Raw genomic sequence first — 14,173 nt, 5'->3', positions numbered from 1 at the left:
TTCTTACCTACATATTGGGGAGCTGGACGGTCCGGCTCCCCAAAACTTCAAGGAAACCACGATCATGGCCCGCAGCCATCCGCTCGAGCGTTACCGCAATATCGGCATCATGGCGCATATCGACGCCGGCAAGACGACCACGACCGAGCGCATCCTCTATTACACCGGCAAGTCCTACAAGATCGGCGAAGTGCATGAAGGCACCGCGACGATGGACTGGATGGAGCAGGAGCAGGAGCGCGGGATCACGATCACGTCTGCTGCCACCACCTGCTTCTGGCGCGCCGAAGAAGGCAAGGGTGAAGAGCACCGGATCAACATCATCGACACCCCCGGCCACGTCGACTTCACCATCGAAGTCGAGCGTTCGCTGCGCGTGCTCGACGGTGCGGTTGCGTGCTTCGACGGCGTTGCCGGCGTGGAGCCGCAGTCGGAAACTGTGTGGCGCCAGGCTGAAAAGTATCGCGTGCCGCGCATGTGCTTCGTCAACAAGCTCGACCGTACCGGCGCGAGCTTCGAGCGCTGCGTCGACATGATCAAGGATCGCCTGGGCGCCCGCCCGGCCGTTCTGTACCTGCCGATCGGCATCGAAGGCGGCTTCAAGGGGCTGGTCGACCTGGTCGAGAACCGCGCGATCATCTGGCTCGAAGAGTCGCTGGGCGCGAAGTTCGAATATCAGGCGATCCCGGACGATCTCGCCGACGCCGCTGCCACTGCGCGTGCCGAGCTGATCGAAATGGCGGTCGAGCAGGACGACGAAGTCATGGAGGCGTATCTGGAGGGCAACGAGCCCGACGTCGCCACCCTGAAGGCGCTGATCCGCAAGGGTACGCTGAACTTCGCGTTCGTGCCGGTGCTGTGCGGTTCGGCGTTCAAGAACAAGGGCGTGCAGCCCCTGCTCGACGCCGTGGTCGACTATCTGCCGAGCCCGCTGGACATTCCGGCGGTCGAAGGCGTCAAGCTCGACGGCGAAACCAAGGACACCCGTCCGGCCGACGACAAGGCGCCCTTCTCGGCGCTGGCGTTCAAGATCATGAACGACCCGTTCGTGGGCTCGCTCACCTTCGCGCGCATCTATTCGGGCACGCTGTCCAAGGGCACGTACCTGAACTCGGTGAAGGACAAGAAGGAAAAGATCGGCCGTATGCTCCTCATGCACGCGAACTCGCGTGAGGACATCGACGAGGCATTTGCGGGCGACATCGTCGCCATCGCGGGTCTGAAGGAAACGACGACCGGCGATACGCTGTGCGATCCGGCGAACCCGATCATCCTCGAACGGATGGAATTCCCCGAGCCGGTGATCGAGCTGTCGGTGGAACCGAAGACCAAGGCCGACCAGGAAAAGATGGGCATCGCGCTCAACCGCCTGGCTGCCGAGGATCCTTCGTTCCGCGTTTCGACCGACCACGAATCGGGCCAGACGATCATCAAGGGGATGGGCGAACTCCACCTCGAGATTCTCGTCGACCGCATGAAGCGTGAGTTCAAGGTCGAGGCGAATGTCGGCGCGCCGCAGGTGGCCTATCGCGAATATCTCGCGAAGAAGGTCGATATCGACTACACCCACAAGAAGCAGTCGGGTGGCTCGGGCCAGTTCGGCCGCGTGAAGGTGACCGTGGTACCCGGCGAGCGTGGCTCGGGCTTCCAGTTCTTCGACGAGATCAAGGGCGGCAACATCCCGCGCGAATATATCCCGTCGGTGGAAAAGGGCTTCCGCGAAACCGCAGAAACCGGTTCGCTGATCGGCTTCCCGATCATCGACTTCGAAGTCCATCTGACGGACGGCGCCTACCACGACGTCGACTCGTCGGCGCTGGCATTCGAAATCTGCGCCCGCGGCGCGATGCGTGAAGTGGCCCAGAAGGCCGGCATCAAGCTGCTCGAGCCGATCATGAAGGTCGAAGTCGTCACCCCGGAAGACTATCTGGGCGACGTCATCGGCGACATGAACAGCCGTCGTGGCCAGATCCAGGGCACCGACACGCGTGGTAATGCCCAGGCGGTTACGGCGATGGTGCCGCTGGCGAACATGTTCGGCTATGTGAACCAGCTTCGCTCGTTCACCCAGGGCCGTGCACAGTACACCATGCAGTTCTCGCATTACGACGAAGTGCCCGCCAACGTTGCCGAAGAAGTGAAGGCGAAGCTGGCGTAATCGGAAATCAACCGCTATGGGGCCGCGTTCTCGCGAGTCCCATGGCGGCACGGGAAATTGAATCAGAAGGTAGGAAACAATGGCGAAGGCAAAGTTCGATCGGAGCAAACCGCACCTCAACATCGGCACCATCGGTCACGTCGACCATGGCAAGACGTCGCTGACGGCTGCGATCACCAAGATCCTCGCGGAGAACGTCGCGGGTAACGCTGCGGTCGATTTCGCGAACATCGACAAGGCGCCGGAAGAGCGTGAGCGCGGCATCACCATCTCGACCGCACACGTCGAGTATGAGACCAACAGCCGTCACTATGCGCACGTCGACTGCCCGGGTCACGCCGACTATGTGAAGAACATGATCACCGGCGCGGCGCAGATGGACGGCGCGATCCTGGTGGTGGCAGCGACCGACGGTCCGATGCCGCAGACCAAGGAGCACATCCTGCTCGCCCGTCAGGTCGGCGTGCCGACCATGGTCGTGTTCCTCAACAAGTGCGACCTGGTCGACGATGAGGAAATCCTCGAGCTGGTCGAAATGGAAATCCGTGAAGAGCTCTCCAAGCGCGAGTTCGACGGCGACAACATTCCGATCATCCGTGGTTCGGCTACCGCCGCGCTGAACGGCACCGACGAGAAGCTGGGCAAGGACGCGATCCTGGCGCTCATGGCTGCTGTCGACGAATCGATCCCCGAGCCGGATCGTCCGCTCGACAAGCCGTTCATGATGCCGATCGAAGACGTGTTCTCGATCTCGGGTCGCGGCACCGTGGTGACCGGCCGTGTCGAAACCGGCATCATCAAGGTTGGTGAAGAAGTCGAGATCGTCGGCATTCACGACACCCGCAAGACCACCGTCACGGGCGTCGAAATGTTCCGCAAGCTGCTCGACCAGGGCCAGGCCGGCGACAACGTCGGTGCGCTGCTGCGCGGCGTCGCTCGCGACGAAGTGGAGCGTGGTCAGGTTCTGGCGAAGCCGGGCTCGATCAAGCCGCACACCGAGTTCAAGTCGGAAGTGTACGTCCTGTCGAAGGACGAGGGCGGCCGTCACACGCCGTTCTTCGCGAACTACCGTCCGCAGTTCTACTTCCGTACCACGGACGTGACCGGCACCGTCGAGCTGCCCGAGGGCACCGAAATGGTGATGCCGGGCGACAACATCTCGCTGGGCGTCAAGCTGATCGCCCCGATCGCGATGGACGTCGGCCAGCGCTTCACCATCCGTGAAGGCGGTCGTACCGTCGGCGCGGGCGTGGTCGCCTCGATCGACAAGTAAGAACGGCGCCGGCTTCGGCCGGCTCGTTTGGAAAACAACCGCCCGGCACCCAAAAAAATGGGTGTCGGGCGGTTGCCTTTTTATGGGAGTGCCTGTAGGGCCCGCCCTTCGGTTTTGAGTTCAACACAGCAAGAGGCGGCCGTTCAGCCGCCGTCCCGGTTTACCGGGTCCGCCGATCGCCCTTCGGGGCAGGGCAGGGGCCGGTAGCTTCGCCAGGATGGTGGCAGGGTGCGCAGCCCCGCTCTTTCGCATCGGTAGGACCATGGAAACGCAGAATATCCGCATTCGTCTGAAAGCGTTCGATCACCGAGTGCTCGACCAGGCGACCGGCGACATCGCCGACACCGCACGCCGCACCGGCGCGCTGATCCGTGGCCCGATCCCGCTTCCGACGAAGATCGAGAAGTTCACCGTCAACCGCGGTCCCCACATCGACAAGAAGTCGCGCGAGCAGTTCGAAGTGCGCACCTACAAGCGCATGCTCGACATCGTGCAGCCGACCCCGCAGACCGTCGATGCGCTGATGAAGCTCGACCTCGCCGCCGGCGTCGACGTAGAGATCAAGCTGGCCTGATGGCTTCGGCCCCCGCGCTTCGCGGGGGCTTTTGGCGTTCACCCCTAAAAGGGTGGACAGGGAAGCGAAGCTGACGTAAAGGCCCCGCTTCCACGAGATTCGCGACCCCTTTTGGAGTCGCCATCCTCCTCGACCGGATCGTTCCCCGATCCAACGCAAGGAGCGCTGAGCCGGAACGGCTCGCATCGACAAGGGATACCGCCGGGCGCCTTCGGGTGGCCGGGCCTGCGTCCCCCGTCTCTCCCGCTGCAAGGCGGGGGTTCAGCCCGGACGGGGGCTTCGCAGTATTTTTCGGGTTGAGCACGCACCCGCGGGAATGGTCCCGGGGGTGCCTCTGTATAGGAGCAACAGGCCGATGCGCACTGGCGTTATCGCGAAGAAGATGGGGATGACCCGCCTGTTCCAGGACGACGGCCGGCACGTGCCGGTGACCGTTCTGGCACTGGAAGGCGTCCAGGTGGTGGCACAGCGCACCACCGAAAAGGATGGCTATGTGGCCGTTCAGGTCGGCGCCGGCACGGCGAAGGCCAAGAACGTCGCCAAGCCGCAGCGCGGCCACTTCGGCAAGGCCGAAGTCGAGCCGAAGGCGGTCCTCTGCGAATTCCGCGTCGAGGAAGATGGTCTGCTGGACGTGGGCGCCGAGATTTCGGCTGACCATTTCGTCGCGGGCCAGCTCGTCGACGTGTCGGGCCGTACCCAGGGTAAGGGTTTCGCCGGCGCCATGAAGCGTTGGGGCTTCGGCGGTCTGCGCGCTACCCACGGTGTTTCGGTCTCGCACCGCTCGCACGGTTCGACCGGTAACCGCCAGGATCCGGGCCGCGTCTTCAAGAACAAGAAGATGGCCGGCCACATGGGCGACCGCAACCGCACCCAGCAGAATCTGGAAGTGGTCGGCACCGATGCCGAGCGCGGCCTGATCTTCGTCAAGGGCTCGGTCCCGGGCTCGAAGGGCGGCTGGCTGATCGTGAAGGACGCCGTCAAGGTCGCCCGTCACGCCGATGCGCCGTACCCCGCCGGTCTGAAGACCGTCGCGAACAGCAACGAGGCTCCCGCCGAAGCGCCCGCAGTGGCGGCTCCGGAAGCCACCGAAGGCCAGGAGGGCTAAGTGAAGGTCAAGGTTCAAACCCTCGACGCCGCCGAGAAGGGCGATATCGAGCTCAACGACGAGATCTTCGGTCTCGATCCGCGCGCCGACATCCTGCACCGCGTCGTCACCTGGCAGCTCGAGAAGCGTCGCGGCACTGCCCGTGGCACCCGCGAGCGTTCGGACGTTGCGCGTTCGGGCAAGAAGTGGGGCCGCCAGAAGGGCGGTGGTACCGCTCGTCACGGCGATCGCCGCGCGCCGGTGTTCATCGGCGGTGGTAAGGCGCACGGTGCCCGTGTTCGCGACTTCAATCCGTCGCTGAACAAGAAGATCCGCGCGCTGGGCCTGAAGATGGCACTGTCGAGCCATGCCAAGGCTGGTTCGCTGATCGTCATGGACAGCCTGGTCGTCGAGAACGGCAAGACCAAGGTGCTTGCGAGCAACCTGGAAAAGCTGGGCTTCGGCAAGAAGGCGCTGGTGATCGACGGCGACACCGTCGAGACCACTTTCGCGCTGGCTGCTGGCAACCTGCACCAGGTCGACGTGCTGCCGGCGATCGGTGCCAACGTCTATGACATCCTGAAGAGCGACACGCTGGTCCTGACCCGCGCTGCCGTCGAGAAGCTGGAGGCGCGCTTCAATGGCTAAGCAGTCCAAGCCGGTCGACATCCGTCACTACGACGTGGTGCTCGCCCCGCACATCACCGAAAAGTCGACGCTCGTCTCCGAAGCGAACGCAGTCGTGTTCAAGGTCGCCAACGATGCGACCAAGCCGGAGATCAAGGCTGCCGTCGAGGCGCTGTTCAACGTCAAGGTCACCGGCGTGAACACCCTCGTCCAGAAGGGCAAGACCAAGAAGTGGAAGGGCGCGCCCTACCGCCGCTCCGACATCAAGAAAGCGATCGTGACGCTCGCCGAAGGCGATCAGATCGACGTGACGACGGGAATCTGAGACCATGGCGCTCAAGAACTATAATCCGACGTCGCCTGGCGTCCGCGGGCTGATCCTGATCGACCGCTCGCAGCTCTACAAGGGTCGCCCCGTAAAGGCGCTGACCGAGGGCAAGACCAAGACGGGCGGCCGTAACAACAAGGGCCATGTCACTTCGCGTGGCATCGGCGGCGGTCACAAGCAGCGCTATCGCGTCGTCGATTTCAAGCGCCGCCTGTGGGACGTCGAAGGCACCGTCGAGCGGATCGAGTATGACCCGAACCGCACCGCCTTCATCGCGCTCGTCAATTATGGCGCGGGCGAAGACGGCAAGGATCGTCTGGCCTATATCATCGCTCCGCAGCGCCTCGGCGTTGGCGACAAGGTGATCGCGGGCAAGAAGACCGACGTGAAGCCGGGCAACGCCATGGAACTGGGCCAGATGCCGGTCGGCACCATCGTCCACAATGTGGAGATGAAGCCGGGCAAGGGCGGCCAGATCGCCCGTTCGGCCGGTGCCTATGTTCAGGTCGTCGGTCGTGACCGCGGCATGGTGATCGTGCGCCTGAGCTCGGGCGAGCAGCGCTATATCCACGCCAGCTGCATGGCGACCGTGGGTGCGGTGTCGAACCCCGACAACCAGAACCAGAACTTCGGCAAGGCCGGTCGCAGCCGCTGGCAGGGCAAGCGTCCGCTTACCCGCGGCGTCGCCAAGAACCCGGTCGACCACCCGCACGGCGGTGGTGAAGGCCGTACCTCGGGCGGCCGTCACCCGGTCACCCCGTGGGGCAAGCCGACCAAGGGTGCGCGCACCCGCCACAACAAGGCGACGGACAAGATGATTATCCGTTCGCGTCACGCGAAGAAGAAGGGCTGATAGATGGCTCGCTCCGTATGGAAGGGTCCGTTCGTGGACCTGCACCTTCTCAAGAAGGCTGAAGCCGCTCAGGAACAGGGCACCCGCGCCGGTCCGATCAAGACCTGGTCGCGTCGCTCGACGATCCTGCCGCAGTTCGTCGGCCTGACGTTCAACGTGTACAACGGCCGCAAGTTCGTGCCGGTGTCGGTCAACGAGGACATGGTGGGCATGAAGCTCGGCGAGTTCGCGCCGACCCGCTTCTTCCCCGGCCACGCCGCCGACAAGAAGGGTAAGCGCTAATGAGCAAGCAGGCAGCCCCCCGTAAGGTCGGCGACAAGGAAGCCCTTGCCGTCGCCACCCAGATCCGTGGTTCGGCCCAGAAGCTGAACCTGGTTGCTGGCCTGATCCGCGGCCGTTCGGCGGCCGAGGCGATGAACATCCTCGCTTTCTCGAAGAAGGCGATGGCGGTTGACGCCCGCAAGGTGCTGGCTTCGGCCATCGCCAACGCCGAGAACAACCACAATCTCGACGTCGACGCACTCGTCGTCGCCGAGGCTTCGGTTGGCAAGTCGATCACGATGAAGCGCTTCGCGACGCGCGGCCGTGGCAAGTCCACCCGCATCCTGAAGCCGTTCAGCCGTCTGCGCATCGTCGTGCGCGAGCAGGAAGAAGCATAATGGGTCAGAAGAGCAATCCCATCGGTCTGCGCCTGCAGATCAACCGCACCTGGGACAGCCGCTGGTTCGCGGAAGGCCATGACTATGGCCGTCTGCTGCTGGAGGATCTCAAGATCCGCAAGTACATCGTCGAGACGCTGCCCCAGGCCGCGATTTCGAAGGTGGTGATCGAGCGTCCGGCCAAGCTGTGTCGCATCTCGATCTTCGCGGCCCGCCCCGGTGTCATCATCGGCAAGAAGGGCGCGGACATCGAGAAGCTGCGCAAGACGCTCGGCGCGATGACCTCGTCCGACGTTTCGCTGAACATCGTCGAAATCCGCAAGCCGGAAGTCGATGCGAAGCTCGTTGCGCAGGGCGTTGCCGACCAGCTGGAGCGCCGTATCGCGTTCCGTCGTGCGATGAAGCGTGCGGTGCAGTCGGCTCTCCGTCTGGGCGCCGAAGGCATTCGTATCACCTGCGCCGGCCGTCTGGGCGGTGCGGAAATCGCCCGCACCGAATGGTATCGCGAAGGCCGCGTTCCGCTGCACACGCTGCGTGCGAACGTCGACTATGCCGAGGCCGAAGCCCACACCGCCTACGGCGTGTGCGGCGTGAAGGTCTGGATCTTCAAGGGCGAAATCCTGGGTCACGACCCGATGGCGCAGGACCGGCTGAACCTCGAGGCGCAGACCTCGGGCGTGCGCCCGTCGCGCGACGATCATCGCCGCTAAGGACTAGGACAGAACCATGCTGCAACCGAAGCGCACCAAGTTCCGCAAGGCCTTCAAGGGCCGCATCCATGGCGACGCCAAGGGTGGCACCGCGCTCAACTTCGGCGCCTATGGCCTGAAGGCGATGGAGCCGGAGCGGATCACCGCCCGCCAGATCGAAGCGGCTCGCCGCGCGATCACCCGCCACATCAAGCGTCAGGGCCGTTTGTGGATCCGCATCTTCCCGGACGTCCCCGTTTCGTCGAAGCCCGCCGAAGTCCGCATGGGCTCGGGCAAGGGTTCGCCGGAATTCTGGGTGGCCCGCGTCAAGCCCGGCCGCATCCTGTTCGAACTGGACGGCGTTCCCGGCCAGCTCGCTGCGGAAGCGTTCGAGCGCGCTGCGATGAAGCTGCCGATCAAGACCAAGGTCGTCGCTCGCCTCGGCGACACGTCGCACCTGGAGGGCTGATAGAAATGACCAAGGCAACCGACCTTCGGGCGAACACCGACGACCAGCTCGCCGAGCAGCTGGGCAACCTGAAGCGCGAGCAGTTCAACCTGCGCTTCCAGGCCGCCACCAGCCAGCTCGAGAAGTCGAGCCGCGTGCGTGAAGTGCGTCGCGACATCGCCCGTATCAAGACGCTGCAGAACGAGCGCTCGCGCTCGGCTGCGAAGTAAGAGGACCGAGACCATGCCGAAGCGCGTGCTGACCGGGAACATCGTCTCGGACAAGGGCGACAAGACCGTGGTGGTTCTGGTGGAGCGTAAGGTGAAGCACCCGCTCTACGGGAAGATCATCCGTCGCTCGAAGAAGTACCACGCCCATGACGAGGCGAACGAGTACAAGGCCGGCGAGACCGTGCGCATCGAAGAGACTGCGCCGATCTCCAAGCTGAAGACCTGGAAGGTGATCGGGCGGGTTGATACCCACGCGACGCCGAACACGGTCGACGCATAATCGTCATCTCGGCTCTTGCCGAGAACTCAAGTTGCGGTCATAGGCCGCCGCTTTGGTGCCCCGGCCGGCAGGCCGGGGTGACGCATTAGAAACGGAACCACCGGGCGCGTCCCGGCAGGCCAAACGAGAAGGAACCGGATCGATGATCCAGATGCAGTCCAATCTCGACGTCGCAGACAACAGCGGCGCGAAGCGGGTGCAGTGCATCAAGGTGCTGGGCGGGTCGAAGCGTCGCTTCGCCGGCGTGGGCGACGTTATCGTCGTCAGCATCAAGGAAGCCGCTCCCCGCGGCAAGGTGAAGAAGGGCGACGTGCACCGCGCGGTGATCGTCCGTACGGCGAAGGACATCCGTCGCGCCGACGGTTCGGTGATCCGTTTCGACGGCAACGCCGCTGTGCTGGTCAACAAGAACGAGGAGCCGATCGGCACCCGTATCTTTGGCCCGGTGGTCCGCGAGCTTCGCTCGAAGGGCTTCATGAAGATCATTTCGCTCGCCCCCGAGGTGCTGTGATGGCTGCTGCCAAGATCAAGAAGGGCGACCAGGTCATCGTCCTGTCCGGCAAGGACAAGGGCAAGACCGGTGAAGTCGTCAAGTCGCTGCCGAAGGACGACAAGGTCGTCGTCGCCGGCGTGAACATCGCCGTGCGCCACAAGAAGCCGACCCAGGGCGATCCCCAGGGTGGTCTGGTGCGCACCGAAGCGCCGCTGCATGTCTCGAAGGTCGCGCACGTGACCGCCGACGGCAAGGCCACCCGCGTCCGCTTTGAAACCCGCGACGGCAAGAAGGTTCGCGTCGCCGTCAAGACCGGGGAGGTCATCAATGGCTGACAAGTACGTCCCCCGCCTGCGCAAGCTCTATGACGAGCAGATCGCAAAGGCGATGACCGAGAAGTTCGGCTACAAGAACGTCATGGAAGTTCCGCGCATCGAAAAGATCGTGCTGAACATGGGCGTTGGCGAAGCCACCCAGGACAAGAAGAAGGTCGAGCAGGCCGCTTCTGAAATGGAACTGATCGCGGGGCAAAAGCCCGTCGTCACCAAGGCGAAGAAGTCGATCGCGCAGTTCAAGCTGCGTGAAGGCATGCCGATCGGCGCGAAGGTCACCCTTCGCCGCGAGCGCATGTACGAATTCCTCGACCGTTTCATCACGATCGCGCTTCCGCGCGTCCGCGACTTTCGCGGTCTGAACCCGAAGTCGTTCGACGGCCGTGGCAATTATGCCTGCGGCCTGAAGGAACAGCTCGTGTTCCCGGAAATCAACTATGACCGCATCGACAAGGTGCGCGGCATGGACGTGATCGTCACCACCACCGCGAAGACCGACGAGGAAGCCCGTGAGCTGCTCCGTCTCTTCGGCTTCCCCTTCACGGGGCAGCAGGCCGATCAGGCCAAGGCAGCGTAAGGGAAAGAGAACTTAAGTCATGGCGAAACTGAGTTCGATCAACAAGAACGAGCGTCGCAAGCAGCTGGTGAAGAAGTACGCCGGCAAGTATGCGAAGCTGAAGGCAATTGCGAATGACGAGAGCCTGGATGAGACCGAGCGTCTTATCGCTCGTCTCAAGATGGCCGAGATTCCCCGCAACGGGAACCCGACCCGCATTCGCAACCGGTGCGAGCTGACGGGCCGTCCCCGCGCTTATTACCGCAAGTTCCGTCTCGCACGTGTCATGCTGCGCGATCTGGCCAACAAGGGCCTGATCCCGGGTGTCACGAAGTCGAGCTGGTAAAGGACACGCAAGATGGCAGTGACCGATCCCCTGGGTGATATGCTCACCCGCATCCGCAACGGCCAGCGTGCGCGCAAGGACAGCGTCCTGACGCCCGCGTCGAAGCTGCGTGCCCGCGTTCTCGACGTGCTCCAGCGCGAGGGCTATATCCGTGGTTACAGCGAAGAGCAGATGGGCCCCGCGGCCGGCATCCGCATCGAGCTGAAGTATTTCGAGGGCCAGCCGGCGATCAAGCACGTCGCGCGCATCTCGAAGCCGGGCCGCCGCATCTATTCGGGCGCGCAGGAACTTCCGCGCGTTCGCAACGGCCTGGGCATCACGATCGTCTCGACGCCTCGCGGCGTTCTGTCCGACGCGGAAGCGCGCGAACAGAATGTCGGCGGCGAAGTGCTGGCGGAGGTGTTCTGATGAGCCGCATCGGCAAAAAGCCGGTTACCGTCCCTGCGGGCGTGACCGCGAACATCGACGGCGGGCAGATCTCGGTGAAGGGGCCGAAGGGCACCCTCACCATGCCGCTCGCCGACGACATCAAGTACGAGATGGTCGAAGGCGGCATTTCGGTGCAGCCGGCGAACGACACCAAGCGCGCCCGTGCCTTCTGGGGCATGCAGCGTACGCTGGTGCAGAACCTCGTCACCGGCGTGACCACCGGCTTCTCGAAGAAGCTGCTGATCACCGGCGTGGGCTACCGCGCCGCTGCCCAGGGCAAGGTGCTGAAGCTGCAGCTCGGCTATTCGCACGACGTCAATTTCGACATCCCGGAAGGGATCGAGATCAAGACGCCGGATCAGACCACGGTCGAGATCTCGGGCATCGACAAGCAGAAGGTCGGCCAGGTGGCCGCGGAAATCCGCCGTTGGCGCAAGCCGGAGCCCTATAAGGGCAAGGGCATCAAGTACGATGGCGAATTCATCTTCCGCAAGGAAGGGAAGAAGAAGTGATCAGCACCAAGGGTCTTTCGCTTTTCGAAAAGCGTCGTCGCCGCAACCGCACCGCGCTTCGTGCGCGTGCCGGTGGCCGTCCTCGTCTGTCGATCCATCGCTCGGGCAAGCACATCTATGCCCAGGTGATCGACGACGCCGCAGGTCGCACCGTTGCCTCTGCCTCCACGCTCGAAAAGGACGTGCGCGGCCAGACCGGTGCCACGATCGCCGCAGCGCAGGAAGTGGGCAAGCGCGTTGCCGAGGCCGCCAAGGCCGCCGGCATCACCCAGGTCGTCTTCGACCGCGGTGGCTTCCTCTACCATGGTCGCGTCAAGGCGCTGGCGGAAGCCGCGCGTGAGAGCGGATTGGAGTTCTAAAGATGGCCGACGAAATCAACACGACCGAAGCTCCGGTCGAGGCGCAGGACGCCGGCCAGGAGCAGGGCAATCGCGGTGGCCGTGGCGGCCGCGGTGGCCGTGGCGGTGAGCGCGGCGAGCGTGGTGGCCGGGGCCGTGACGGCCGTGGCCGTCGCGACGACCGTCGCAACGCCGAGGAACAGGGCGAGGAGCTGATCGAGAAGCTCGTCCACATCAACCGCGTCTCGAAGACGGTGAAGGGTGGTAAGCGCTTCGGCTTCGCCGCGCTCGTCGTCGTCGGCGACGGCAAGGGCCGTGTCGGCTTCGGCCATGGCAAGGCGCGTGAAGTGCCGGAAGCCATCTCGAAGGCTACCGCTTCGGCCAAGAAGGCGATGGTTCGCGTTCCGCTGAAGGAAGGCCGCACGCTGCACCATGACGGCAACGGGCATTTCGGCGCAGGCCGCGTGACCGTCCGTTCGGCACCGCAGGGTACCGGCATCATCGCCGGCGGCCCGATGCGCGCGATCTTCGAGTCGCTGGGCGTTGCCGATGTGGTGACCAAGTCGGTCGGCACCTCGAACCCGTACAACATGATCCGCGCCACGTTCGAGGCACTGGGTGAGCAGACTTCGCCGAAGTCGGTCGCACAGCGTCGTGGCAAGAAGATCGCCGACCTGCTCGGCCGCGGTGGTTCGCAGACCGCCGAGGCGGACGCAGCGGCCGTCACGGAGTAATCGATCATGGCGAAGATCAAGATCAAGCAGATCGGCTCGCCGATCCGCCGCACCAAGGATCAGCGCGCAACGCTGATCGGCCTTGGCCTCAACAAGATGCACAAGGTTTCGGAGCTCGAGGATACCCCCGAGGTCCGCGGCATGATCCGCAAGCTGCCGCACATGGTGGAAGTGATCGAGGGCTGAGGCCTTCGGTTCGCTTGAACCGGTGAAATAGGAAAAGGGCGGTGGGCAACCACCGCCCTTTTTCGTTTTGGGGTCTTGCGTGATTGATACGTATGCGCTGCGTTGCATCCGGTTCGCTTTAGCGGCGGGCGAGGCTTCAGCGCTTACGCCAGCAAGTGGTGTTTGGTGGTAAGAGGGCGATGCCGGTCGAATCGATTTTGGCCCGCGCGTCAGCCCTGCGCACTTCTGCGCTGGGCGCGCTGTGCGATCCACCAGTCATTCTGCCAGTCTTCGTATCCCAGCAGCGTGCCTTGAAGACGCTCGAGGTCGTCGTTCCAGTCGCCAGTCCGGTTGACGATCCGGTCGATATAGGCGTCGATGCGCCACTCTTCTCCCGGAAGGGCGAAGTAGACGTGCCGCATTCCTTCCAGTTCCGGGCGGCGCTGCTTGAGGCCGGGCATTGGAACATCAATAATCCGGCGAATGATCCGACCCGACGCGACAAAGGGTTCGAATGGCGCGAGAAATGCGTCGAACCAGTCGGACGGATAGGCATCGCCGAAGACCGCCAAGGGCTTTCGTCCTTCCAGCATCAGCGGCAGCTCGAAGTTCGTGTGGATCAGATATGGAATTGCATCGAACCCAGTCATGGGTCGGCAAAGCCCGGTGAAAATCGGGTCGGGGACGATCGGAGGAAGGCAAAGCGCTCCGATCGCGCAGAGGTCGTGTTCAGTCAGATCTTCGTAGAGGCATGTCAGACCGGGATCGTCCTCGCTTTCCGGTCCCAGCAGCGCCTTTAGGCGAGTGACATCGCCGATGTGGACACGCCATTCCGCGCATACGGTCAGCGTAACCGGATCGAATGCCTGAAACACGAAAAGGTCGGCGCGTGCATTCGGATGTACGCTCGGCTGTGGCTGGGCGTTTGTGTCGTCGGTGCCGTCTTTCGTTCGGGAGTTCATTTGCTTTCCTGTGCTCCTGCGAAGGATGCATAACCAGACTGACGGTGTCCGTGGAATTGAGAGTCGACATTCCCCCTGCACGCCGCTATGAGCCCGCGCTTCC

At 63.6% G+C, this 14,173-nt stretch carries 23 protein-coding genes; 22 read left to right on the top strand and 1 reads right to left on the bottom strand.

The features are described from left to right. The first annotated feature begins 64 nt into the window (after nt 1-64). The 22 genes from fusA to rpmD all read left to right on the top strand — a co-directional run bounded on the left by fusA (nt 65) and on the right by rpmD (nt 13,129). Nucleotides 65-2,158, top strand: coding sequence for an elongation factor G (gene fusA, locus ACT53M_RS17405; protein WP_476227008.1), 2,094 nt, complete (start codon nt 65-67; stop codon nt 2,156-2,158). Between the two features lie 79 nt (nt 2,159-2,237). Continuing rightward, a complete protein-coding gene (gene tuf, locus ACT53M_RS17400; RefSeq protein WP_476227009.1) occupies nt 2,238-3,431 on the top strand; it encodes an elongation factor Tu in 1,194 nt (397 codons plus the stop codon). 262 nt (nt 3,432-3,693) lie between these two features. Then, nucleotides 3,694-4,005 carry a 30S ribosomal protein S10 gene (gene rpsJ, locus ACT53M_RS17395; protein ID WP_029936463.1) on the top strand — a complete coding sequence of 104 codons (312 nt, stop codon included), beginning with the start codon at nt 3,694-3,696 and terminating at the stop codon, nt 4,003-4,005. Nucleotides 4,006-4,360: 355 nt separating this feature from the next. Next, nucleotides 4,361-5,110: a 50S ribosomal protein L3 gene (gene rplC / locus ACT53M_RS17390; protein ID WP_476234983.1), complete on the top strand. Its 750-nt coding sequence runs from the start codon at nt 4,361-4,363 to the stop codon at nt 5,108-5,110. After that, on the top strand, nt 5,111-5,737 hold the full coding sequence (gene rplD, locus ACT53M_RS17385) for a 50S ribosomal protein L4 (RefSeq protein ID WP_476227011.1): 627 nt from the start codon (nt 5,111-5,113) through the stop codon (nt 5,735-5,737). It abuts the gene before it with no gap. Then, nucleotides 5,730-6,041 carry a 50S ribosomal protein L23 gene (locus tag ACT53M_RS17380; protein WP_476234982.1) on the top strand — a complete coding sequence of 104 codons (312 nt, stop codon included), beginning with the start codon at nt 5,730-5,732 and terminating at the stop codon, nt 6,039-6,041. The genes rplD and ACT53M_RS17380 overlap by 8 nt, the downstream gene beginning before the upstream one ends. Nucleotides 6,042-6,045: 4 nt before the next feature. After that, nucleotides 6,046-6,897 carry a 50S ribosomal protein L2 gene (gene rplB / locus ACT53M_RS17375; protein ID WP_476227013.1) on the top strand — a complete coding sequence of 284 codons (852 nt, stop codon included), beginning with the start codon at nt 6,046-6,048 and terminating at the stop codon, nt 6,895-6,897. Nucleotides 6,898-6,900: 3 nt separating this feature from the next. Beyond that, nucleotides 6,901-7,179: a 30S ribosomal protein S19 gene (rpsS, locus tag ACT53M_RS17370; protein ID WP_476227014.1), complete on the top strand. Its 279-nt coding sequence runs from the start codon at nt 6,901-6,903 to the stop codon at nt 7,177-7,179. Further along, nucleotides 7,179-7,556 (top strand): 50S ribosomal protein L22, encoded by a 378-nt coding sequence (gene rplV / locus ACT53M_RS17365; protein ID WP_476227015.1) that lies wholly within the window; start codon nt 7,179-7,181, stop codon nt 7,554-7,556. The genes rpsS and rplV overlap by 1 nt, the downstream gene beginning before the upstream one ends. Then, complete coding sequence (gene rpsC, locus ACT53M_RS17360) at nt 7,556-8,266, top strand: 30S ribosomal protein S3 (protein ID WP_476227016.1); 711 nt, start codon at nt 7,556-7,558, stop codon at nt 8,264-8,266. Before rplV ends, rpsC begins: the two co-directional genes overlap by 1 nt. A gap of 16 nt (nt 8,267-8,282) precedes the next feature. Next, a complete protein-coding gene (gene rplP, locus ACT53M_RS17355) occupies nt 8,283-8,714 on the top strand; it encodes a 50S ribosomal protein L16 (RefSeq protein ID WP_476227017.1) in 432 nt (143 codons plus the stop codon). A 5-nt stretch (nt 8,715-8,719) separates the two neighbouring features. Next, the gene (gene rpmC / locus ACT53M_RS17350) at nt 8,720-8,923 is read left to right on the top strand and encodes a 50S ribosomal protein L29 (RefSeq protein WP_476227018.1); all 204 of its coding nucleotides are present in this window, start codon (nt 8,720-8,722) and stop codon (nt 8,921-8,923) included. A 13-nt stretch (nt 8,924-8,936) separates the two neighbouring features. Next, a complete protein-coding gene (rpsQ, locus tag ACT53M_RS17345) occupies nt 8,937-9,203 on the top strand; it encodes a 30S ribosomal protein S17 (protein WP_010545729.1) in 267 nt (88 codons plus the stop codon). 142 nt (nt 9,204-9,345) lie between these two features. Beyond that, a complete protein-coding gene (gene rplN / locus ACT53M_RS17340) occupies nt 9,346-9,714 on the top strand; it encodes a 50S ribosomal protein L14 (protein ID WP_019369682.1) in 369 nt (122 codons plus the stop codon). Beyond that, nucleotides 9,714-10,031 (top strand): 50S ribosomal protein L24, encoded by a 318-nt coding sequence (gene rplX, locus ACT53M_RS17335; protein WP_476227019.1) that lies wholly within the window; start codon nt 9,714-9,716, stop codon nt 10,029-10,031. Before rplN ends, rplX begins: the two co-directional genes overlap by 1 nt. Next, on the top strand, nt 10,024-10,605 hold the full coding sequence (gene rplE / locus ACT53M_RS17330; RefSeq protein ID WP_476227020.1) for a 50S ribosomal protein L5: 582 nt from the start codon (nt 10,024-10,026) through the stop codon (nt 10,603-10,605). Before rplX ends, rplE begins: the two co-directional genes overlap by 8 nt. 19 nt (nt 10,606-10,624) lie before the next feature. Beyond that, nucleotides 10,625-10,930 (top strand): 30S ribosomal protein S14, encoded by a 306-nt coding sequence (rpsN, locus tag ACT53M_RS17325; RefSeq protein WP_010545733.1) that lies wholly within the window; start codon nt 10,625-10,627, stop codon nt 10,928-10,930. Nucleotides 10,931-10,942: 12 nt separating this feature from the next. Beyond that, nucleotides 10,943-11,338, top strand: a complete 396-nt coding sequence (rpsH, locus tag ACT53M_RS17320) for a 30S ribosomal protein S8 (RefSeq protein ID WP_476227021.1) — start codon at nt 10,943-10,945, stop codon at nt 11,336-11,338. Next, entirely contained in the window at nt 11,338-11,871 is a 534-nt protein-coding gene (gene rplF, locus ACT53M_RS17315; RefSeq protein WP_476227022.1) for a 50S ribosomal protein L6, read from the top strand. The genes rpsH and rplF overlap by 1 nt, the downstream gene beginning before the upstream one ends. After that, complete coding sequence (gene rplR, locus ACT53M_RS17310) at nt 11,871-12,230, top strand: 50S ribosomal protein L18 (RefSeq protein WP_029623362.1); 360 nt, start codon at nt 11,871-11,873, stop codon at nt 12,228-12,230. Before rplF ends, rplR begins: the two co-directional genes overlap by 1 nt. A gap of 2 nt (nt 12,231-12,232) precedes the next feature. Then, the gene (rpsE, locus tag ACT53M_RS17305) at nt 12,233-12,943 is read left to right on the top strand and encodes a 30S ribosomal protein S5 (RefSeq protein WP_476234981.1); all 711 of its coding nucleotides are present in this window, start codon (nt 12,233-12,235) and stop codon (nt 12,941-12,943) included. Nucleotides 12,944-12,949: 6 nt separating this feature from the next. Then, nucleotides 12,950-13,129, top strand: coding sequence for a 50S ribosomal protein L30 (gene rpmD / locus ACT53M_RS17300; protein ID WP_010545738.1), 180 nt, complete (start codon nt 12,950-12,952; stop codon nt 13,127-13,129). A gap of 209 nt (nt 13,130-13,338) precedes the next feature. On the opposite strand, the gene ACT53M_RS17295 is transcribed toward rpmD, so the two are convergent. Then, nucleotides 13,339-14,070, bottom strand: coding sequence for a hypothetical protein (locus ACT53M_RS17295; RefSeq protein WP_476234980.1), 732 nt, complete (start codon nt 14,068-14,070; stop codon nt 13,339-13,341). Nucleotides 14,071-14,173 lie beyond the last annotated feature (103 nt).

This window comes from Sphingomonas sp. DMC6 (assembly GCF_056314225.1).
The sequence above is the reverse complement of the archived record's forward strand: the minus strand, read 5'-3'. Positions and strand labels throughout refer to the sequence as shown.